General features: G+C 36.8%; 21 protein-coding genes and 1 riboswitch. Of the genes, 10 read left to right on the forward strand and 11 right to left on the reverse strand.

Annotated features, from left to right (window positions below):
- Positions 1-295: 295 nt before the first annotated feature.
- Positions 296-1,054 carry a C39 family peptidase gene (locus tag KHA87_RS11360; protein ID WP_213094160.1) on the forward strand — a complete coding sequence of 253 codons (759 nt, stop codon included), beginning with the start codon at positions 296-298 and terminating at the stop codon, positions 1,052-1,054.
- A 41-nt stretch (positions 1,055-1,095) separates the two neighbouring features.
- On the opposite strand, the gene asnB is transcribed toward KHA87_RS11360, so the two are convergent.
- Together asnB and metK are read right to left on the reverse strand one after the other, a co-directional pair.
- A complete protein-coding gene (gene asnB / locus KHA87_RS11365) occupies positions 1,096-2,994 on the reverse strand; it encodes an asparagine synthase (glutamine-hydrolyzing) (protein WP_213094161.1) in 1,899 nt (632 codons plus the stop codon).
- Positions 2,995-3,202: 208 nt separating this feature from the next.
- A complete protein-coding gene (gene metK, locus KHA87_RS11370; RefSeq protein ID WP_213094162.1) occupies positions 3,203-4,399 on the reverse strand; it encodes a methionine adenosyltransferase in 1,197 nt (398 codons plus the stop codon).
- Positions 4,400-4,637: 238 nt separating this feature from the next.
- Positions 4,638-4,820: riboswitch (SAM riboswitch) on the reverse strand.
- A gap of 273 nt (positions 4,821-5,093) precedes the next feature.
- On the opposite strand from metK, the gene pckA reads away from it, so the two are divergent.
- Positions 5,094-6,680 (forward strand): phosphoenolpyruvate carboxykinase (ATP), encoded by a 1,587-nt coding sequence (gene pckA / locus KHA87_RS11375; protein WP_213094163.1) that lies wholly within the window; start codon positions 5,094-5,096, stop codon positions 6,678-6,680.
- A gap of 80 nt (positions 6,681-6,760) precedes the next feature.
- Here the strand turns inward: pckA and KHA87_RS11380 are convergent, their stop codons facing one another.
- Both KHA87_RS11380 and KHA87_RS11385 read right to left on the reverse strand, forming a co-directional pair.
- Positions 6,761-7,003, reverse strand: a complete 243-nt coding sequence (locus KHA87_RS11380; RefSeq protein WP_213094164.1) for a DUF2584 domain-containing protein — start codon at positions 7,001-7,003, stop codon at positions 6,761-6,763.
- A gap of 46 nt (positions 7,004-7,049) precedes the next feature.
- Positions 7,050-7,775: an alpha/beta hydrolase family protein gene (locus KHA87_RS11385; protein ID WP_213094327.1), complete on the reverse strand. Its 726-nt coding sequence runs from the start codon at positions 7,773-7,775 to the stop codon at positions 7,050-7,052.
- 165 nt (positions 7,776-7,940) lie between these two features.
- On the opposite strand from KHA87_RS11385, the gene KHA87_RS11390 reads away from it, so the two are divergent.
- The 3 genes from KHA87_RS11390 to KHA87_RS11400 are packed head-to-tail and all read left to right on the forward strand — an operon-like array spanning position 7,941 to position 10,528.
- Positions 7,941-8,942: an ABC transporter substrate-binding protein gene (locus KHA87_RS11390; protein ID WP_213094165.1), complete on the forward strand. Its 1,002-nt coding sequence runs from the start codon at positions 7,941-7,943 to the stop codon at positions 8,940-8,942.
- 16 nt (positions 8,943-8,958) lie between these two features.
- Entirely contained in the window at positions 8,959-9,732 is a 774-nt protein-coding gene (locus tag KHA87_RS11395; protein ID WP_213094166.1) for an ABC transporter ATP-binding protein, read from the forward strand.
- Positions 9,716-10,528 (forward strand): ABC transporter permease, encoded by an 813-nt coding sequence (locus KHA87_RS11400; RefSeq protein WP_213094167.1) that lies wholly within the window; start codon positions 9,716-9,718, stop codon positions 10,526-10,528. Before KHA87_RS11395 ends, KHA87_RS11400 begins: the two co-directional genes overlap by 17 nt.
- 32 nt (positions 10,529-10,560) lie before the next feature.
- On the opposite strand, the gene KHA87_RS11405 is transcribed toward KHA87_RS11400, so the two are convergent.
- A complete protein-coding gene (locus KHA87_RS11405) occupies positions 10,561-10,890 on the reverse strand; it encodes a hydrolase (RefSeq protein WP_213094168.1) in 330 nt (109 codons plus the stop codon).
- Between the two features lie 131 nt (positions 10,891-11,021).
- Between KHA87_RS11405 and KHA87_RS11410 the strand changes: the two genes are divergently transcribed.
- The 4 genes from KHA87_RS11410 to KHA87_RS11425 all read left to right on the forward strand — a co-directional run bounded on the left by KHA87_RS11410 (position 11,022) and on the right by KHA87_RS11425 (position 12,220).
- A complete protein-coding gene (locus KHA87_RS11410; protein WP_213094169.1) occupies positions 11,022-11,273 on the forward strand; it encodes a DUF6154 family protein in 252 nt (83 codons plus the stop codon).
- Positions 11,274-11,383: 110 nt separating this feature from the next.
- Positions 11,384-11,545, forward strand: coding sequence for a YtzI protein (ytzI, locus tag KHA87_RS11415; RefSeq protein WP_213094170.1), 162 nt, complete (start codon positions 11,384-11,386; stop codon positions 11,543-11,545).
- 67 nt (positions 11,546-11,612) lie between these two features.
- Positions 11,613-11,855: a membrane protein insertion efficiency factor YidD gene (gene yidD, locus KHA87_RS11420; protein ID WP_213094171.1), complete on the forward strand. Its 243-nt coding sequence runs from the start codon at positions 11,613-11,615 to the stop codon at positions 11,853-11,855.
- A 203-nt stretch (positions 11,856-12,058) separates the two neighbouring features.
- Positions 12,059-12,220, forward strand: coding sequence for a DUF1540 domain-containing protein (locus KHA87_RS11425; protein WP_213094172.1), 162 nt, complete (start codon positions 12,059-12,061; stop codon positions 12,218-12,220).
- A gap of 51 nt (positions 12,221-12,271) precedes the next feature.
- On the opposite strand, the gene menC is transcribed toward KHA87_RS11425, so the two are convergent.
- The 6 genes from menC to KHA87_RS11455 all read right to left on the reverse strand — a co-directional run bounded on the left by menC (position 12,272) and on the right by KHA87_RS11455 (position 19,809).
- Positions 12,272-13,375, reverse strand: a complete 1,104-nt coding sequence (gene menC, locus KHA87_RS11430; protein ID WP_213094173.1) for an o-succinylbenzoate synthase — start codon at positions 13,373-13,375, stop codon at positions 12,272-12,274.
- Positions 13,372-14,856: an o-succinylbenzoate--CoA ligase gene (locus KHA87_RS11435; protein WP_213094174.1), complete on the reverse strand. Its 1,485-nt coding sequence runs from the start codon at positions 14,854-14,856 to the stop codon at positions 13,372-13,374. The genes menC and KHA87_RS11435 overlap by 4 nt, the downstream gene beginning before the upstream one ends.
- 77 nt (positions 14,857-14,933) lie before the next feature.
- Complete coding sequence (gene menB / locus KHA87_RS11440) at positions 14,934-15,752, reverse strand: 1,4-dihydroxy-2-naphthoyl-CoA synthase (RefSeq protein WP_213094175.1); 819 nt, start codon at positions 15,750-15,752, stop codon at positions 14,934-14,936.
- Between the two features lie 118 nt (positions 15,753-15,870).
- Positions 15,871-16,686 (reverse strand): 2-succinyl-6-hydroxy-2,4-cyclohexadiene-1-carboxylate synthase, encoded by an 816-nt coding sequence (menH, locus tag KHA87_RS11445; RefSeq protein ID WP_213094176.1) that lies wholly within the window; start codon positions 16,684-16,686, stop codon positions 15,871-15,873.
- Positions 16,677-18,428 (reverse strand): 2-succinyl-5-enolpyruvyl-6-hydroxy-3-cyclohexene-1-carboxylic-acid synthase, encoded by a 1,752-nt coding sequence (menD, locus tag KHA87_RS11450; RefSeq protein WP_213094177.1) that lies wholly within the window; start codon positions 18,426-18,428, stop codon positions 16,677-16,679. Before menD ends, menH begins: the two co-directional genes overlap by 10 nt.
- Positions 18,421-19,809: an isochorismate synthase gene (locus KHA87_RS11455; RefSeq protein WP_213094178.1), complete on the reverse strand. Its 1,389-nt coding sequence runs from the start codon at positions 19,807-19,809 to the stop codon at positions 18,421-18,423. The genes menD and KHA87_RS11455 overlap by 8 nt, the downstream gene beginning before the upstream one ends.
- 311 nt (positions 19,810-20,120) lie before the next feature.
- On the opposite strand from KHA87_RS11455, the gene KHA87_RS11460 reads away from it, so the two are divergent.
- On the forward strand, positions 20,121-21,050 hold the full coding sequence (locus KHA87_RS11460) for a 1,4-dihydroxy-2-naphthoate polyprenyltransferase (RefSeq protein WP_213094179.1): 930 nt from the start codon (positions 20,121-20,123) through the stop codon (positions 21,048-21,050).
- Positions 21,051-21,087 lie beyond the last annotated feature (37 nt).

The raw sequence follows: 21,087 nt of genomic DNA on the forward strand, positions 1-21,087 counted from the left end.
TTATTTTACCCTATATATAGGAAAACTCTTCACTTTATTATAGGCTCATTTTTTAAACTTTGTTACATTTTCAGTCGAAAACCATAGTATCGTCCTATCTTTTAGTAATAGAAGATCATTTTTCAAGAAAAAGATGTCTTGAGATAAGTCTCAGTTAGCATTTAGAACAATATATGAAAAACAAAAAGATTATAAGAAAACAGCCGCCTTTTTATATATCTTTTCATATTAGTCATTAACTTTTTCAAAAAATTGACGATGTATAACATAGAATCTTTTTTATTAGGTGATCTGAATGAAACAAATAATTTCAGGAATATTATGTTTTGCCTTTCTTATTGGGACAGGAATATTTGTATATGGAATACGGAATACAGAGGAACCGTTTGATCTCGTACAAGGTACATCTGCCGCCAATATTCATGATGACCAATACAAGGTGATCAAAATAAAGGATTCTGTGTCCATTCCTGCAAAATCTATTTCTCAATATCCTGAATTACAAAGAGGCTGTGAGGTTACAAGCCTTGCCATGCTGCTTGAGACTGCAGGGGTCCATGTCGATAAGATGACGCTCGCTAAACAAATCCAAAAAGATCCTACCCCAAGAAAGGTTCAAAATGGGAAAATTTATTTTGGAGATCCAAATTCCGGTTTTGTCGGCAATATCTATACCTACGATAAGCCCGGCCTCGGTGTATATAATAAACCCATTTTTGATCTTGGGGATAAATATCTTCCAAATAAAATGATTAACTTAACTGGACATTCTTTCGAAGACTTAAAAATTTATCTGTCCGATAACCGCCCAATTTGGGTCATTATCAATACAGAATATAGAAAGCTGCCGTCTTCGTATTTTCAAACTTGGAATACACCTAATGGTAAAATACAAATTACTTATAAAGAACATTCTGTTCTAATAACTGGATATGACCAAAAAAATATATATTTTAATGATCCGCTTACAGGACAAAAAAATAAAGCACCCGTCGGTTCCTTTATGGATGCTTGGATGCAAATGGGAAGCCAAGCAATTACTTACAACAAATAAGTAATGTGCTTGGCTTCTATTTTTGTCTAGCAACTCTAACCTTAAACGGTTGCTTGTGCAGCTTTCAATTCATATTGCTTTTGAAAATCATATTTTTCCTCTAAATATACTGCATGCCAGATCATAAAGACTAGCACCGTCCAAATCTTACGGCTATGGTCTAATTTACCTTGGCAATGTTCTTCTAATAGATTTAAGACATAGTTTTTATTAATAATATGGTCTGTTGGACTATTACGGATAATTTCTACTGCCCAATCATGCATTTCATCCTTCAACCAATGTCTAATAGGAACTGGGAAGCCAAGTTTTTTACGATCTAACACATGGTCAGGAACAATTCCCTCCGCTGCTTTTCGCAAAATATACTTAGTTGTATTATTAGCTGTTTTTAAGCTAGTTGGAATATTCGATGCTACTCTGAATACCTCTTTATCCAAGAATGGAACACGAAGCTCCAAAGATTGAGCCATGGTCATTTTATCCGCTTTTAAAAGAATGTCGCCACGCATCCAAGTATGGATATCGATATATTGCATACGGTCGACAGGATCATAACCAACCGTTTCAGAATAAAGCTGTTTTGTTATCTCCGTATAATCCAAGCCATGACGATATTGAGATAAAAGGTCCATCTTTTCTTTTTCCGTGTACATTTTGGCATTGCCGATATATCGCTCCTCCATTGGAGTTACGCCGCGTTCAATAAAGCTTTTTCCTTTAACGCCTTCTGGGAGAATCTTAGCTAATGCTCTCAGAAGCGCCTTTCCGATAGTAGGTATTTTATTAAATACCTCTAAGGATTGCGGTTCACGGTAAATATTATAACCACCGAAAAGCTCATCTGCCCCTTCACCTGACAATACAACCGTTACATGCTTTCTAGCTTCTCTTGCAACAAAATATAACGGCACACAAGCAGGGTCTGCCAATGGATCGTCTAAATGCCACATAATCTTAGGCAATTCTTTCATATATTCTTCTGGAGTGATCACATAGCTTATATTTTCAACACCAAGCTTTTCCGCTGTTTCCTTCGCAACATCAATTTCACTAAAACCATTGCGTTCAAATCCGACCGAAAAGGTTTGAATATTTGGATTAAACTGCTTTGCAATAGATGCAATAATAGATGAATCAATCCCACCTGATAAGAACGAACCTACAGGCACATCACTACGCATATGGACATTGACAGAATCCATTAACACATCTCTGATTTCTTTTACATATTCGTCCTCTGACTTATGAATCGGTTTAAATGCAGCCTTCCAATAACGGTTAATATTAAGCGGTTGCCCGAGCTTTTTAATAAAATAATGACCAGGCTCTAATTTTTTTATTCCGACTGTCATAGTTTCCGGCTCTGGAACAAATTGATAAGTCATATAATGCTGAACTGCATCATTGTTCAATACATCGTTTTCCATTGCTAATAATATACTTTTCTTTTCCGAAGCAAAGAAAGTACGATTATCTTCTTCCAAGTAAAAGAAAGGCTTAATGCCAAAAGGATCGCGAGCACCTAACAACGATTGCTCTTGTTTATCCCAAATAACAAATGAGAACATTCCACGCAGCTTCTCAACAGCTTTTTCTTTATAATGACTGTACAAAGCTAAAATAACCTCTGTATCTGATGATGTAGCAAAAGTTAAACCCGCTTCGATTAATTCATTTCGTAATTCAACATAATTGTATATTTCGCCATTAAAGATAATCCAGTATCTTTCATTTTCATATGTTAACGGCTGATGACCACTTTCTAAGTCAATGATACTTAGGCGGCGAAACCCAAATTGAATATGCTCATCTTCATAAAAACCGTCATCATCCGGACCACGATGAGTAATAATGTCATTCATATTTTTAAATAGTTGTTTGTCGGTATCACGAAGTTCAATAGAACGGTCATGAATACAGCCTATAAATCCACACATTATGTATGTCACCTACTTCTTTTAATTAACTGCAACTTTCATTCGTTTATTTAAAAAATTTCATACTTCATTATACTATCATTTTTCTATTCATTTTTGCATAGCCATTTTACTTATATCGACAAATAAATTTTACCAAGCTGCCTTTCTTAATTTGCTACCAAACAAAAAGGAGCTACAAATAAAAATCTGCAACCCCTTTTCCTTATTATTTAACAAGCTGGCTTAAACTTTCCGCTTTGTCTGTTCTTTCCCAAGGTAAATCTAAATCATTACGTCCAAAATGACCATATGCTGCTGTTTGCTTATAGATTGGTCGTCTTAAATCTAGCATTTTGATAATGCCAGCAGGACGAAGATCGAAGTTTTCACGAACAGCCGCAATTAATTCCTCTTCGGATACCTTACCTGTTCCAAATGTATCGATTGAAATAGACACAGGCTGTGCCACACCAATTGCATAAGCAAGCTGTACTTCACATTTATCTGCAAGTCCTGCAGCAACAATATTTTTTGCTACATAACGTGCAGCATATGCTGCAGAACGGTCAACCTTAGTAGGATCCTTTCCAGAGAATGCACCACCGCCATGACGAGCGTAACCACCATATGTGTCTACAATGATTTTGCGACCTGTTAAGCCTGCATCACCTTGTGGTCCTCCAATAACAAATCGTCCTGTAGGATTAATAAAATATTTTGTATTATCATCAATCAGCTCCTTAGGAACAACTGGGGCAATAACATACTCTTTCACATTACGCTGAATTTGTTCCAAGCTGATTTCAGGATGATGCTGTGTAGAAACAACAATTGTATCAATTCGAACAGGCTTTCCATTCTCATCATATTCAACCGTTACTTGTGTCTTCGCATCAGGACGTAAATATGGAAGAATCTCTTCCTTTCTTACCTCTGAGATTCTGCGAGCAAGCTTATGAGCTAATGAAATTGGTAAAGGCATTAATTCTTTCGTCTCGTTACATGCAAAACCAAACATTAATCCTTGGTCACCTGCACCAATTGCTTCAATTTCTTCTTCAGACATTTGGCCTTCTCGAGCTTCAAGCGCTTTATCCACACCCATTGCAATATCAGCAGATTGTTCATCTATGGATGTTAAGACTGCACATGTTTCCGCATCAAATCCGTATTTCGCACGAGTATATCCAATATTTTTAATTGTTTCCCGAACAATCTTTGGTATATCTACATATGTGCTAGTAGTTATTTCACCTGCAACAAGTACAAGACCTGTTGTAACTGATGTTTCACATGCGACTCGAGCATTTGGGTCCTTCGCTAAAATCGCATCCAAGATGGCATCAGAAATTTGATCACAAATTTTATCCGGATGACCTTCCGTAACGGACTCAGATGTGAATAAACGACGTTTGTTAGTCATCTTTTTTCCTCCCTATAAGTTATGTAATACTCTATATTTTTCGCCTCACGGTACTCATTTCCCTAATAGTATGAAATAATCAAAAGATTTTATCCTTGATTCTTTCAAGTTGCTTATTTGGAAAGTGCTCTACCTTCCATTTTGAGCAGATATATTTAGGTAGCAGCGCATAACTAAATAAAACCTTTCCCTATTCAGTATATGAGGAAAGGTTTAAATTCGTTTATTACGCCTTTCACTCTTATCGTTCAAGGAATTACCTTGCTACAGGTTAGCACCTTTGCATTCAGTAGGCAAAAAAAATGATTTATCTAACAAGTAATTTCTGTTAAAATATATTTCTCTCATTTTTTTTACATACAACAGTATGCCGGTTGCTGGGTTTCATCGGGCCTGTCCCTCCGCCAACTCGGGATAAGAGTATCCGTTCAAGGTAAAATCATACGCAATTTGTCAGACCATGTCAACTACTTCCTGTATTTTTCTTATAAGAAATTATGGAGAAAATCAATTGCTAATATGTATAACTATTCAAATTAATTAGAGTATATATAAGGAAGAAAAACGTATTTTTTAAAACTTTGTGTCTCGAAAAAAATATACACATATAGTATAGACTAATTATATAATTGTGTTATACTAATTAACATAGTGATAAAATATAAATTCTTTAATAAAGGATGGTAACGCATTCATGAATTCGATAGGCTTATCTCACGATTTAGCTGAATTATTAAATGGAAATAATGTTTACACTCAATTATCTGTACCACGTTTAGTAGAAAAAGTATTATCCCGCAATGAAGGTGTTTTAACATCAACCGGTGCTGTAAAGGCAGAAACCGGAAAATATACAGGCCGTTCCCCTAAAGATAAATTTATAGTGGAAGAGCCTTCCGTAAAAGATAAGATCGATTGGGGCTCTGTAAATCAACCAATTTCAATGGAAGCATTCGATAACTTGTATCATAAAGTTATACAATATTTAGAAAAACAAAATGAATTATTTGTTTTTAAAGGCTTCGCAGGTGCGGATCCAATAAGCAGGCTTCCAATTCAAGTTATAAATGAATATGCTTGGCATAATCTTTTTGCCCATCAGCTTTTCATCCGTCCTACAGAGGCAGAATTAGCGACACATGAAGCACAGTTTACTATTTTATCTGCCCCAAATTTTAAAGCAGATCCAGAAGTAGATGGAACAAAATCCGAAACATTTATCATTGTTTCCTTCGAACGCAGAGTTATTTTAATTGGCGGTACCGAATATGCAGGTGAAATGAAGAAATCCATTTTCTCCATTATGAATTATTTATTACCTGAAGCAGGAATATTACCTATGCACTGTTCTGCAAATGTTGGTTCTGAAGGTGATGTTGCACTATTTTTCGGTCTCTCTGGAACAGGAAAAACAACATTGTCAGCAGACCCTAATCGCAAGCTAATAGGTGATGACGAACACGGCTGGTCCGCAAATGGAGTCTTCAATATTGAAGGAGGATGCTATGCTAAATGTATCGGGCTGACACGTGAAAAGGAACCTCAAATATTTGATGCAATCCGATTTGGTTCTGTATTGGAAAATGTTGTTGTAGATCCTGAGACACATGAAGCAATTTATGACGATAATACATTGACAGAAAATACACGTGCTGCTTATCCAATTCAATCCATCGATAATATTGTTGATCCTAGCGTTGCTGGCCATCCACAAACGATTGTATTTTTAACAGCGGATGCATTTGGTGTACTGCCTCCAATCAGCAAACTAACCAAGGAACAAGCAATGTATCATTTCTTAAGCGGTTATACTTCGAAGCTTGCAGGAACTGAACGAGGCGTAACTTCACCAGAAGCAACGTTCTCAACATGCTTTGGAGCACCATTCCTTCCGCTTCCTGCTACTGTATATGCAGAAATGCTTGGTAAAAAGATTGATGAATACGGCGTTGATGTCTTCCTTGTTAACACAGGATGGACCGGCGGTGAATACGGTGTGGGATCACGTATGAAGCTAAGCTATACACGAGCAATGATACACGCCGCACTAGAAGGCGAGTTACACAATGCAGAAACCGTGAAGGATGAAATCTTTGGTTTAAATATACCTTTACATGTTCCTGGTGTACCTGATGAAGTTTTACTGCCAAATAAAACGTGGGAAAGCCAAGAGGAATACGTTCAAAAGGCGAAAGAGCTTTCTGGAAAATTCCAATCAAATTTCCAACAGTTCAAAAACGTTGCGAAGGAAATTGAAGATCTTGGTGGACCATTGAAATAAGAAAAGCGCAAGTGCATTTAAATAAAAAATTATACTTTATTATCTATAAACTAAAAGGGTGGCTTTCGTGAGCCACCCTTTTAGTTTATAGAGTTCAATGAAACAAGCTGATAAAATATAGTTGTTGTTTCCTTACCCCATTCTAATTTCTGAATGATAGCGGTTCCGCTTGAATCACTTTCAATAGTCCTCCTAACATCAATTGGAATATCAATTGGATATAAACGGTATCCTGCTTTTTCTAAAATAAATAAATTATCATCTAATCTATTTTCTTTTCCTTTCGTTACAATCATCGTATTTAATTCTAAAGGCATTCCCATTTATATATCTCCTCTTTTCAACATTCTTAAAGATATTCTATCATGTTCATGCTTGTTTTTTCATCCAGGAACATAAATCGGTGACAATTTGTCGATTGATTGCTGGAGGAAAATAATGAGTAAAGTTTGGAAAATACCATGTGTCTACTGATTTTCCCAAAGACCTTAATCTTTCTTCTAGTCTTTTTGCATGTTCGAATGAAACGTTTTGATCTTTATTACCATGAATAATCAAAACTGGGGCATCTATTTCCTTCAAAGCAAATAATGGTGTCCGCTCTTTATATCGATCGGGAAATTTACTAGGTGTACCTCCGATTACCCTCTTCAACATCTTTCGTAAATCTGTACGTTCATAATAAGTTAGCTCCATATCGGAAACCCCACTCCAAGTTACAACGGATATAGCTTCTTTTCTATGAATAGCAGTATGAAGAGCCATTGCTCCTCCTCTTGAGAAGCCAAAAATATGAATTCGGTTCTTGTTAATCCGATGATAATTCATAAGAAGATCGAAAGCATTATAGGCGTCCAAACGATCGTCACCTGCAAAATCCTCATTTCCTTCACCACCGCGATTTCCGCGATAAAATGGGGCAAACACGATAAAACCCTCACTAGCAAATTGACCTATTCTTGCCGGCCTCACCATACCTACACTTTTTATTCCTCCCCTCAAATATAAAAAACCATCATATTTCCGATTGTCATTTGGTTCTGCCAGCAATCCTTTCACTTTTAATGAACCTGAAAGATATGTAATTAAAAACATCTTTATCTTGGGGTTTGGCGATGGGAATGGACTTTTTTCTATAATATTCAAAGAAACACCTCATTTACTCTTTAGATTTATTTATAGGCATTCACACATTTTTTTTAAAATCATACCATATGTAACAAATCAAAAATAAACGAATGCCTATAAGGAGGTTCCTGTATGAAAAGGTGGCTTAAAATTAGCTTTGCACTTTTCTTGACATTCATTTTGCTCTTTACGCTCGGAGCATGCTCTAAAAAAGAAGGACTTAAGAAAGTTCGTGTTGCAGAAGTTACCCGATCTGTTTTTTATACCCCTCAATATGTAGCTATCCAAAAAGGCTTTTTTAAAGATGAAGGCCTAAAAATTGACTTAAAAACGACCGCTGGCGGAGACAAAACTATGACCACATTATTAGCAAATGGAGCTGATATTGCTCTGGTTGGTTCAGAAACTTCCATTTATGTTCACGCTCAAGGAAGTGACGATCCTGTAATTAATTTTGCCCAGTTGACAAGAACAGACGGTACATTTCTTGTCTCCCGCAAAAAAATCGATAACTTTTCATGGGATCAATTAAAAGGCTCTACCTTCCTCGGGCAAAGAAAAGGCGGCATGCCACAAATGGTGGGGGAATATGTTTTGAAAAAACATAGCATCGACCCTCATAAGGATTTAAACCTCATTCAAAATATCGATTTTGCTAATATTGCAAATGCCTTTGCATCCGGAACAGGTGATTTTGTTCAATTATTCGAACCAACTGCTTCCGTTTTTGAAAAAGAGGGTAAAGGATATATTGTTGCCTCCTTTGGAAAGGAATCTGGCAATGTCCCTTACACCGATTATATGGCAAAAGAAAGCTATATCAAAGAAAATAAGGATACGATTGAGAAATTTGTCCGTGCTCTTTATAAAGCGGAAAAATGGGTGAAAGATCACGATTCAAAACAAGTGGCAAAAGTTGTTCAGCCATTTTTTGAAGACACAGATATCGATATTTTATCCGCTTCAATCGAACGCTATCGAAGCCAAGGCTCATTTGGCACAGACTTAGTTTTAAGTGAGGATGGCTGGAATCATTTGCAGGAAATTATGGGGGAAGCAGGAGAATTACCAAAAAAAGTTGACTATAAAGCACTTGTCAATTCATCTATAGCCAAAAAGGTAATAAATGAATAAGGAGGTTAAACATTTTATGAGCTTCCTAACTGTAGAAAACGTCCATCATAGCTACTTTACACCAAAAACAGCTACGGATGCTTTAAAAGATATAAGCTTTGAAATTGAAGAAGGGGAGTTTATTTCCCTCCTTGGTCCAAGCGGATGTGGCAAAACAACTATGCTATCCATCCTTTCAGGTCTTATTAAACCAACAGAAGGGAACGTATTGATTGAGGGTGTCTTGCCTAGTTCATTGACATCCTCGATTGGTTATATGCTGCAGCAAGATTATTTATTTCCATGGAAAACAATCGAAGAAAATATTTTACTTGGTCTTAAGTTAAAAAATCAATTGAACGATCAGACGAAGAAAACGGCCCTACAGTTGCTACATGAAATAGGATTAGACGGAGTTGAAAACCAATATCCGCGTCAGCTTTCTGGAGGCATGAGACAACGTGCAGCTCTGGTAAGAACATTAGCGATTAATCCGAAAATTCTTTTTCTCGATGAGCCATTTTCAGCTCTTGATTATCAAACAAAGCTAAAGCTGGAGGATCTGGTATTTGAAACACTGAAAACATACAAAAAAACGGCTGTTTTAGTTACGCATGATATAGGAGAAGCCATTTCTATGAGTGATCGGATATTATTATTTGCCGCCAAACCTGGCCGATTATATAAAACATTTAATGTACCTGATGAGTTGAGAGTGATCAGGCCATTTGAGGCAAGAAGCAAAGAAGCATACTCTGTCCTGTTTCAGGAAATTTGGAAGGAGTTGGAGTCTCTTGAAGGTGAAAAATAAACCAAATTTCCTCTATCACCAATATCTTAATAACATTAAAGTAGAAAAAAGATGGGTTAGATTTTATCAAGTGATTATTTTGCTCGTGTTTTTTGCCCTTTGGGAAACTGCTAGCCGACTACATTGGGTCAATCCGTTAATATTCAGTGCGCCTACAAAAATTTGGTCATTATTTATCAACAAGATTCAAGATGGAACCCTTTTTAGTCATATCGGTATAACTGTTTTCGAGACCATAATGGGATTTATCCTCGGTACTCTTTTAGGAGCACTATTAGCTGCAATTCTTTGGGCATCTCCTAAATTTTCAAAGATTTTGGATCCCTATCTTGTTGTTTTTAATGCCATGCCAAAGGTTGCCCTTGGTCCAATATTAATCGTTGTCTTCGGTCCAGGGTTAACCTCCAGTATTGCGATGGGAATAATCATTTCTGTAATCATTACAACCATCGTTATCTACACTTCATTTCGCGATGTGGATTCGAACTATTTAAAAGTATTGCAAACTTTCGGAGCAACCCGCTTTCAAATTTTCAAAGAAGCGATATTACCCGCATCCTTTCCTACTATCATTTCTACTTTAAAAGTAAATGTTGGTTTATCATGGGTAGGTGTTATTGTCGGAGAATATTTAGTAGCCTCAAAAGGTTTAGGATATTTAATTATCTATGGCTTCCAGGTCTTTAATTTTACTTTAGTAATGCTATCTCTAATTATCGTAGCAATTATCGCTACAGTTATGTATCAATTAGTGGATCTATTAGAAAAGAAACTTATTAAGGATTCTTACCTATAAGGGGGCCCTTGTTTACGGCACCCCCTTTCTATTTATTTAGAAGTAAAATCTTTTAATATTCCTATACTGTCTATATGCTTTTTTGCATCCTCATCTCCTAATTCATACAGCATCTGATACGCACGAAGTAAATTCTCATCAGAAATGTCATTCGGACGGTCATGATGGTATTCCAATACAGGTATATGGGCCCGGAGAAAGCCTTCAATATCTGCGTCATAATTGGAATCGAAAATTTGTCTTAACTTTGTTATTTCCTCATCGGTTGCTTCTATTTTAAAATTCCATACGGAGTCCGCCCTACTTCTTGAAATTTCCCCGCTCCCAAGATCAACATAATATGTGTGCTTATTTGCTTCCATCTATATTCCCACCTCTACATGATTCTTGATACAAAATAATCTTTATGTATCGTTTCCCACAAATCGACTTAAAATATTCTTATAAAAGGAAAGTCTTTACTCGAACCTTAAAGAAATGGGAGTGTTTCAACTTGAGATTAGTGGATGAGCTTTTTGAAATTTATCGAGATAAATTAACAGGCGATGAAGAGGATTTAGATATGATAGCATTAGCCGTTGTGGAAAATAATAATCGAAATGAACTATTAAATATCGTGAAGGAAATGACCGATTATGAATTGCATTATTTTGTCAGTTTATATTTGACAGAAACACTCAAGGAAAAATTTGCGCAAGGTACAGGCGATCTCGATTTCTTACCACATAGCAAATACTTGCATTAAGCAGTTTATTTCCCATCCTATTTTTTCAATTCCCGTTCACAATCTATTCCATATTCTATTCAAATACATGGTAAGATAAAATAAGGAATTGAAAACAAAGGAGAATTTGAATGTTTACTTTAATTTTAGTAGTATCGCTCATTATTATCGTTATCATTATGTCTGCTGCCGTAATTACAACATCGAAGGCATACTCATATAAACATACAGTTGATCCGATTGAAAACAATCCAAATATTAAACGAGATGAAAAAGAACCATCCAATCATTAATGGCTGGTTCTTTTGACTCTTTCATAAAAAAGTATTACTCTAAAGAAAAAATTGAAGGATGTCTACCATGTTTAAATTTTTATTTATTTCCATTATTCGTTTTTATCAGCTTGTCATTTCTCCAATGAAGCCACCTACATGCCGTTTTTACCCGACTTGCTCCCAGTATGGTCTTGTAGCAATTAAACGGTACGGTGCTTTCCGTGGCGGCTATTTAACGATAAAACGGATATTAAAATGTCATCCGCTTCATCCAGGAGGAGTTGATCCTGTTCCTGAAAAATGGCCATCAAATAAGCAAGAAAAATAATTCTAGTATCGAAGCCCCTACTCGGTATTATTTTTAAGCTCTCATATCAAAACCATTCCATATGATTATTAGATTTTATATATGATGTTAATACATTGATTAGAGCATTAATTTATTCTTCCTTTGATTTCCGTGATATTTTTATACCGGCTACAAACAATAAGTATGTATCATCCATTTTATTAAAAAGAGGTGGTATAAAAATGGCAAAAGATGTGCTGTGTGAAGTAAACAATTGTCATTATTGGAAAAACGGAAATAAATGCTCTGCAGAACAAATATATGTTGTAAGTCATCAAGGAAATGAAGCAAAAAACCAAGCAGAAACGGATTGTAAAACCTTTAAACCTGAAGGAAATTGGTAATTTAAGTGTTAAAGGATAATTAGAAATCGGCGAATAAGCCGATTTCTTTTTTTATCGATATATCTCCTTAAATAAGGTAACCTCATTCAGACGTTTTTTATTTAGCTCATATCCGATACCGTATCCTAATGAAGCCGTAATTCCACCATTGTTTACACTTATTTCGGGCTCGATAATATCCTGTTCCCAATACCTGCTGGAGGAAGAAATATCACCTGGAATAGAAAAACCTTTCTTGGTTGCTAGTGCTATATTATGTGCCTTAGAGATGCCAAATTCAATCATTCCCCCGCACCACACCTTAATGTTGTTTTTAATACATAAATCATGCATCTTGATTGCATTCCACAAACCGCCAACCCGTCCTATTTTTATATTGATAACTCCACAGCTTTTCAAGTGAATAGCACTTTTCGCATCATGAATAGAAACAATGCTTTCATCTAAACAAATTGGTGTCTGTATCTCCTTTTGCAAAAAAGCATGTTCCACAATATCATCTACCCCTAACGGCTGTTCAATCATCAATAAATTAAATTCATCCAGTGCCTTTATGGTCTGAACATCCTTTAAGGTATAGGCAGAATTAGCATCCGCCATCAGATCTATTGTCGGATAATGCCTTCTAATTTTATGCAAAAGCTCATAATCATGACCTGGCTTGATTTTAACCTTAACCCTGGTATATCCTTCTTGAAGATATTTTGATATACTTTCTACGGCTTCAGCGGGATCCTGTGTACCAATAACAACACCTGCAGGTATTTGCTCCCTGTCTCCTCCAATAAGCTGCCACAAGGGCTTTTCCTGCTGTTTTGCATACAAATCCCATATGGCCGTTTCAAGCCCCGCTTTCGCCATTTGATTTCCCCGAATAGCTGCAAAAATAACAGATACCTCACTTGGATGCCGGACAGGCTGATTAAGTATCAATGGTATTAAAATATCTTTAAGCATATGAAAAGCGGTGTGAACCGTTTCCTCCGTATACCAAGGTGTCGAAAAAGCAACGGTTTCCCCAAATCCAATCGTACCATCTTTGTCCATGACCTTTATTATAATACCTTCTCTTTCCACGACTGTGCCTAAGGCAGTGGAAAACGGAGCTTTTAAAGTCATATTTATAATATTTAAGCTAACCTCTTTTATATTCATCTGTCCATATCCTTTGGTATTAATTCAGCTAATTTTCTGCGAAGCAATTTATTGGACGCATTTCGCGGTAAAGATGTTACTTCGTATATTTTTTTCGGTATCTTATATTTAGCCAATCTTCCCTTGCAAAACTCCATTAATTCTTCTTCTGAAACTGGGCCATTTATGACAACAAAACCTATTGGAACTTGTCCCCACACAGCATCTTCGCTTCCCGTCACTCCCACTTCTGCAACATATGGATGAGCTAACAGCACCTCTTCAATTTCAGCAGGGTAAATATTTTCACCACCCGAAATAATTAAATCGGAGCGTCTATCCAATACATACAAATATCCTTCATCATCGACATAGCCAATATCCCCTGTATAGAGCCATCCATCTTTAAAGCTAGTTTGATTTGCTTCCGGACGATTGAGATAGCCAATGGTTACATTTGGTCCTTTGACCACTATTTCTCCCGCTTCAAATGGCATATTCTCTCTACCCTCAGACATTATTTTCAATTGTGCCGGAAAAAGAGGCTTACCTGCAGAGCCGAGCTTTCTAAAGCTATCCTCTGGAGACAATGTAACGATTTGTGAGGAAGTTTCTGTCATTCCATAGGATTGAAAAACGGGAATACCTTTTTCAGCACACGCTTCCAATAAAGGACGTGGAGCAGGTCCTCCCCCTAGCAGCATACAGCGAAACTTTGAATGATATTCTTGTTTGTTTAAAGAATGAATCAATCTCGTAAGCGTCGTTCCAACTACGGACATAATAGTGACATCCCCTGCTATCAGCAGTGCATTTACCTTATCTTCATTAAATTGCTCCATTAAATAAACAGGGATTCCGTAAATTACGCTTCTCATCAATATTGACAATCCACTGATATGGAATAGAGGAACCGTACAAAGCCATGCATCGTCCTCTTTTAACCCAAGATTAAGTGCAGAACCAACGGCGCTCCACCAATGATTTCCATATGTTTGCAAAACGCCTTTCGGATGGCCTGTCGTTCCCGAGGTATACATAATCGAGCAAACATCTGATAATGAATATTCCTGTACAAGTTTTATCTCCTGGATCGGCAACTTTTCCATTTCCGCAATTGTTTTTATGTTAATGGAGCTAATATGCTGATGGGTATCATGAAATATATTCTCAAATTCAATATCACAAATAACTAGCTTTGCTTGACTATCTTTCAACTGAAATACCATTTCAGTTGGGGTTAAACGATGATTTAAAAATAAAGTTTTAACACGAAGCTGTTGTAAAGCATGAATAATTAATACTGTAGAGGGGCGGTTTTTCAATAGCAAAGCAACAGTGTCTTCTTCCTTTATACCTAAAGATGAAATTTTCTGTGAGAGAATTACTGCTTCTTCAAACATTTCTCTAAATGTCCATGACTTCCCATCAAATATAATTGCATGACGGTCAGGTGTTAAAAATGCACGTTGCTTCAAAAAGTTTGGAATGTTTGTTTCCATTATTCTTCACCTTCATATTTTTTACCAATTTTTTGCTAAGAAAAAAGCTTGATGTACTCCACCAAGCTTTCTTTACATCAAGGGAAACGAGGGAATTGTCCGAAGTCCGGCTTGCGTTTTTCTTTAAATGCATCACGGCCCTCTTTTGCCTCATCTGTTGTGTAATATAGTAATGTTGCATCCCCGCCAAACTGCTGTAATCCTGCTAATCCATCTGTATCAGCATTAAAGGAAGCTTTTAAGAAGCGAAGAGCAGTTGGACTTTTCTCAAGAATTTCATTGCACCATTTAATGGTTTCCTCTTCAAGCTGTTCTAAAGGAACAACTGTATTTACTAATCCCATATCTAATGCTTCTTGAGCATTATATTGACGGCATAAATACCAAATTTCACGAGCTTTTTTATGACCAACAATTCTTGCTAAATAGCCTGCACCGTAGCCTGCATCGAAAGAACCAACCTTTGGTCCAGTTTGACCGAAGATAGCATTGTCAGCGGCAATAGTTAAGTCACATACCACATGTAAAACATGACCGCCTCCAATAGCATAGCCGGAAACCATTGCGATAACTGGCTTTGGAATGAAGCGAATTAATCTTTGTAAATCTAGAACATTTAAACGTGGAATATTGTCATCACCAACATATCCGCCATGGCCGCGTACCTTTTGATCTCCACCGGAACAGAAAGCTTTATCTCCCGCTCCAGCTAATACGATAACACCTATTTTGCTATCGTCACGTGCATAAGCAAATGCATCAATCATTTCCGCAACTGTTTTAGGTGTAAATGCATTATGTACATGAGGGCGATTAATGGTTATTTTCGCTATCCCATTATACGTTTCATATAAAATTTCTTCATATTTTCGTTCGGCAACCCATTCTACTGCCATGAATATTCCTCCTTTTTAATTTTGCTTAAAATGGCGGGTCAAATTTACACCGGACATTACCGATAAGATTTATTTTACAGCTATATGTTTCTACTGCCCTACTTCTCTCTATTCGACTTTAAATATCCGATTTCGCCAAAAACTCCATTACTATTGTACCAAACTTTTTTGGACTTTCCACATGAATTGCATGCCCTACCCTCGGCATGGTAATCCATTCAGCATGCAATAAGCATTTCTTCATTTCATCTGCTATTAGGCAAAACTTTTTGTCCAGTTCACCTGTGATCAATAAAATAGGCATTTGTAACCTGGAAAGAGTATTCCACCACGAAGGCTGACTGCCAGTCCCCATTCCAAGAAGACTATTTGCCAGACCAATGGGATTATTAGCCAGCCTTTGTAATCTAATTTCAGATTGAACAGAGGCATCCAGTAATTTCTGTGATTGGAATAATGGAATATTCGCCCAATAATCCACAAAAGCTTCTATCCCGTCTTCCAATATTCTATCAGCCAATTGTTTATCTCGCGCTCTTCTATCTATTCTATCTTTTTCCTGCATTAGACCTGGGGTTGCACTTTCCAATATCAATTTTTTTGTCATTTCAGGATACTTCTGGGCAAAGGTTAGTGCTAATCTTCCCCCCATTGAATATCCAAGAATTGCAGCATCATGCATTGCAAATTTCTGCATAATATCTTTTAAATCGTCCGCAACTAACTCAATATTATACCTTTTAGGCTCTGCAGGACTTTCCGTTAAACCATGGCCAACTATATCTACTAGAAGAACTTTATACTTTCCCTTTAAACGACCCGCGAGATCTTTCCATGTAGAGGTATCCCCTGTAAAGCCATGAAGTAGAACTACAGGTTCACCATCGCCAATAATTTCAACATGATATGATACATCATTAATATTTATGAGCATGTTACATCGCCATCTAACAAATGATCTTTTGCTTGAGAGACACTGTCCCATATTTTCCGGTGGATCTGCACATTTCTTTCGCGATTAGTCGGAACCTCTATTACATTTAAACCTGGGGTTTTGATAGCCTTATTAATTGATTCCCGATACTCATCCCAATTCATTACTTTCTGATAGTTTCCTCCATACATTTTTATAGCATATTCGAATTCGAGGTCAATTGGTGTCCCAAATAAATGCTCAAAATTTTTAGAAGAACCAGCCTGTGGAAGGAAGGAGAAGATTCCCCCACCGTTATTATTAATGACAATAACCGTTATATTTAATCGATGCATTTTGGCAGCTAAAAGTCCATTTAAATCATGGAAAAATGAAAGATCACCGATAAGCAAAAATAAGTTATCTGCATACACACTTGCCCCTGCCGCGCTTGACACTACTCCGTCAATACCATTTGCACCACGGTTAGCCATCACACGGATATTTTTTTGATTAAAATGAAAAAATGTATCGACATCCCTGATTGGCATACTGTTTCCGACAAAAAGAGTGCTGTTACTTGGCAATAGCTTTGTAAGCTCTACAACTGCTTTTCCTTCATCTAAGTCCTGTATATCCTCTACAGCTAACTGAACAATGTTTTTCGTTTTTTCATTTAATTGCTGCCAAAGCTGCAGCCATTTAAAATTCGTTGGATTTCTAACAATAGTAGCTAACCCATCGCAAAATATTGTTTCGTCGGCATGGATCATTTCTGTTCCCATTTTAATTGGATCTCGCCAGCCGCTGCCGCTATCTACAATGTAGTGAACGACATTTTGCAAACCCTTTAGGAATAAAGTTAACGGCTTTGATACCGCCATTCCTCCAAAACGGATAATAACCTCCGGAGAAAGCTCCTTCATATAGGTGCCAGCTTTTAAAATAGTGTCATAATTATCGATAATCGTTGCCCCATTATGTGATCCGCTTCTTAGCTGAGAAAGAGGATCTGCTAAAATTGGATAGCCCAATTTCTCGGATAGAGTGAGAACTGCTTGAGTAAATCCTGGCTCATCTATAACACCGCAAATAATTAACCCTTTCTCATGTTTCTCTAACTCCATACAAATTCTTTCCATCTCACCTGTTGGTAAAACCAATGCACCTTGAGAGCTTTTTACCGATTGTTTAACTTTTTCAAAAGGAGTTGGTTCCAACCTAGGAATTAAAGGCTCTCGAAATGGAAAGTTTAAATGTACAGGTCCTGCCGGAGCTTGCAAGGATATATTTACTGCCCTGGATGCAGTAGTTCTTACATAATAAAGAAGCTCTTCATGCTCATCCGGAATGGACATCTCAGCAAACCATTTTACATGCTTCCCGTATAAATGAATCTGGTCAATGGATTGGGGTGCTCCTATATCCCTAAGCTCATGTGGGCGATCAGCTGTTAATACAATTAGCGGTACCCGTGAAATCTTTGCTTCAATAATAGCTGGATAGTAATTTGCTGCAGCGGTTCCTGATGTACATAAAAGTGCAACAGGCTTGCGTGTCTGCTTCGCCATTCCAAGAGCAAAAAAAGCGGCAGAACGCTCATCAATGTTAACATGATAATTAAGATTCGGATGTTCTGCGATAAGCATAGCTAAAGGGGTTGATCGTGAACCTGGGCTGATGACAACATCCTCTACGCCACTTGTGACCAACTCCTGAATAAAATCAGCTAAATAGGTTGTAAGTACTTCTTGTTCATTCATTATTTTTTCCTCCCAATGCACGAAGCATAGGACGAAATTTAATGTTCGTTTCTAAATATTCATCCTCTGGGTTAGAATCAGCTACGATGCCACACCCAGCATATATAAATGCTTCATTACCTTTTATTAAACCTGATCTTATGGCAACAATAAATTCCCCATTGCCGCGATAATCCATCCACCCTATTGGGCCAGCATATAACCCTCTATCCATATTTTCTACATCACGGATAACCTTCAATGCCTCATCTCTTGGAGTACCTCCGAGTGCAGGTGTCGGATGTAAAGATTCTACCATCTGCAAAAGGCTTGCCTCTTCCTTTGCTTTCCCTCTAACTGGTGTATATAAATGTTGAATATCTCTCGTCTTCATTAAAATAGGCGCATTTGGAATGTCTACCGCTATACAATATTTATGAAATACATCCGCAATCATAGAAACTACTAACTGATGTTCCTGCCTATTTTTCTTATCTTCCATTAGCATTTTTCCTAACTTCTCATCTATTTCTTTATCACTGCTTCTTTTTATGGATCCTGCTAAACAGGTGGATAATATATTTCCCCCTAATTTTTTCACTAGTCTTTCAGGTGAAGCACCAGTAAAGAAATTAGTTTCTGTTCCAAATGAAAATACATAACTATCCTTCTGCTGCTCCAATAAATGATGAAGAGTGGCAGTTGGCAATACAATATCATTAAATTGCAATTTCATTTTTCGGGCTAAAACGACCTTATTCAAATATCCCTTTTTCAATAACGAGATAGTATTGGCAACGGAATCCTTCCATTCTATTGGGTGTATTTCTTCTTGATTCTTTATTTCCGGCACTATTTCAACTGTATGATCACTTATGCTTATGATTTTACTCTTCCATTGTTCAATACGGTCAAAGCAAGACAAGTTGCTCCCCGATTGTATCATGACGTTAACTGTTAAAAAGCTTTCCTTTTCTGTAATGGTAAGCATCGCCTCTGGAAGATAGAATACAGCATTAGAAAATCCTTCCCATTCAGGTTCTTTCCTATTAGTAGGGTCAAATGCAAAACTTCCAAATAACATTGGACCAGTACCTGGCTGATCCGTAGGATTATGTATGGAAGCGTTTTCCAAAGTTTTGGACCATTTTTCTTCCACAAGCTGGAATCTTTCATTAACCTGATCGGATTTTAATTGAAAAACACTGCCTAAACCAATTAATATAGTTTCGTTTTGAGGGTCTTTCCAATAAAAATGCTCTTTACTATTTTGAGTGATAGACGAATAATATGCGTGAGGGTATGGAAGATCCATTCTTTCTGTATAACTGAATAAAATATCTTTCTTTAGTTCCTTCGCTTTTCTTAATGCGGTTTCCAATTCCTGATGAATATATTCCACTAAAATCTCCCCCAAAGCAATTAACATCTTTACGTATTTAAATAATAATTATACTAATTCATCCATTCTTTAAGATACACCTCAAACAGTTTCCAGTCAATGTTCGACAACTCTTGTTCCTATTCCTTTCCTATTATAAAGTCTATAATTGGATTTATCAGCTTCGACATCTTCATTATTAGCAAAAAGGAATAATTTCACTACATTAGTTATAAAAATTCATTGACACCTTCTTCTCCTTTACCTACACTTTAGATTGTAATGTTTTGTTCTATTTTCTATTCGGAACAAATATAAGGGAGAGACTTATAATGAGTAAACAAGCTTCACCAACTCTAGAACGTGATCATGGTTGGCGAATATGGTGGCAATTAACTAGACCACACACCTTAACAGCTGGATTTGTACCAGTTTTTCTTGGTACAGCATTAGCATTGCATTCAGCAAAGCTTAACTTTTTACTGTTTGCAGCAATGCTTATTGCATCCTTATTAATTCAAGCCGCTACGAATATGTTTAATGAGTATTACGACTATAAAAGAGGTTTGGATAATGAGCAATCAGTAGGGATAGGCGGAGCTATCGTAAGAAATGGCGTGCAGCCAAAAACTGTGTTAAATCTTGCCTTTCTATTTTTCGGTATTGCAATTCTATTAGGTGTTTACATTTGTATGAATACAACTTGGTGGATCGCAGTCGTAGGAGCAATTTGTATGTTAATTGCTTACCTATACACTGGTGGACCTTATCCAATTGCCTATACACCATTTGGAGAATTTCTATCAGGCTTCTTTATGGGTGTTATCATCGTTCTTATTTCTTTTTATATTCAAGTAGGAAAAATAACAGCTGATAGTGTATTGATCTCTATTCCAATTATGATTCTTATCGGAGCGATCATGTTATCTAATAACATTCGTGACTTAGATGGCGATAAAAAGAATGGACGAAGAACAGTTGCCATTTTGATAGGACGCAAAAAAGCGATTTATTTGTTGGCCACAATGTTTACAGTATCATATGTATGGATTATTGCCTTTATCATTTTCGGCGGTGCTACCCCATGGCTGCTTTTAATCTTTATCAGTATTCCAAAACCAATTAGAGCGGTAAAAGGGTTTATCGGTAAAACGGAGCCGATTCAGATGCTGCCTGCCATGAAAGCCACCGCACAAACTAATACATTTTTCGGTTTACTACTAACAATTGGGTATGTATTAGCACATTTTATTAATAATTAATATGGGACTAAGCTAATCGATAAGTTGTCCTTCTAAA

The sequence above is a fragment of the Bacillus sp. FJAT-49736 genome, from assembly GCF_018343615.1.
In the GTDB taxonomy this organism is placed as follows: domain Bacteria; phylum Bacillota; class Bacilli; order Bacillales; family Bacillaceae_C; genus Margalitia.

What these genes read in the sequence shown, in the direction of transcription:
- menD (WP_213094177.1), bottom strand. Translation starts at nt 18,428, where the DNA reads ATGAATGAACAAGAAGTACTTACAACCTATTTAGCTGATTTTATTCAG.
- asnB (WP_213094161.1), bottom strand. Translation starts at nt 2,994, where the DNA reads ATGTGTGGATTTATAGGCTGTATTCATGACCGTTCTATTGAACTTCGT.
- KHA87_RS11390 (WP_213094165.1), top strand. Translation starts at nt 7,941, where the DNA reads ATGAAAAGGTGGCTTAAAATTAGCTTTGCACTTTTCTTGACATTCATT.
- KHA87_RS11385 (WP_213094327.1), bottom strand. Translation starts at nt 7,775, where the DNA reads ATGTTTTTAATTACATATCTTTCAGGTTCATTAAAAGTGAAAGGATTG.
- metK (WP_213094162.1), bottom strand. Translation starts at nt 4,399, where the DNA reads ATGACTAACAAACGTCGTTTATTCACATCTGAGTCCGTTACGGAAGGT.
- pckA (WP_213094163.1), top strand. Translation starts at nt 5,094, where the DNA reads ATGAATTCGATAGGCTTATCTCACGATTTAGCTGAATTATTAAATGGA.
- KHA87_RS11405 (WP_213094168.1), bottom strand. Translation starts at nt 10,890, where the DNA reads ATGGAAGCAAATAAGCACACATATTATGTTGATCTTGGGAGCGGGGAA.
- yidD (WP_213094171.1), top strand. Translation starts at nt 11,613, where the DNA reads ATGTTTAAATTTTTATTTATTTCCATTATTCGTTTTTATCAGCTTGTC.
- KHA87_RS11360 (WP_213094160.1), top strand. Translation starts at nt 296, where the DNA reads ATGAAACAAATAATTTCAGGAATATTATGTTTTGCCTTTCTTATTGGG.
- KHA87_RS11435 (WP_213094174.1), bottom strand. Translation starts at nt 14,856, where the DNA reads ATGGAAACAAACATTCCAAACTTTTTGAAGCAACGTGCATTTTTAACA.
- KHA87_RS11380 (WP_213094164.1), bottom strand. Translation starts at nt 7,003, where the DNA reads ATGGGAATGCCTTTAGAATTAAATACGATGATTGTAACGAAAGGAAAA.
- menH (WP_213094176.1), bottom strand. Translation starts at nt 16,686, where the DNA reads ATGCTCATAAATATTAATGATGTATCATATCATGTTGAAATTATTGGC.
- menB (WP_213094175.1), bottom strand. Translation starts at nt 15,752, where the DNA reads ATGGCAGTAGAATGGGTTGCCGAACGAAAATATGAAGAAATTTTATAT.
- KHA87_RS11395 (WP_213094166.1), top strand. Translation starts at nt 8,959, where the DNA reads ATGAGCTTCCTAACTGTAGAAAACGTCCATCATAGCTACTTTACACCA.
- ytzI (WP_213094170.1), top strand. Translation starts at nt 11,384, where the DNA reads ATGTTTACTTTAATTTTAGTAGTATCGCTCATTATTATCGTTATCATT.
- KHA87_RS11425 (WP_213094172.1), top strand. Translation starts at nt 12,059, where the DNA reads ATGGCAAAAGATGTGCTGTGTGAAGTAAACAATTGTCATTATTGGAAA.
- menC (WP_213094173.1), bottom strand. Translation starts at nt 13,375, where the DNA reads ATGAATATAAAAGAGGTTAGCTTAAATATTATAAATATGACTTTAAAA.
- KHA87_RS11460 (WP_213094179.1), top strand. Translation starts at nt 20,121, where the DNA reads ATGAGTAAACAAGCTTCACCAACTCTAGAACGTGATCATGGTTGGCGA.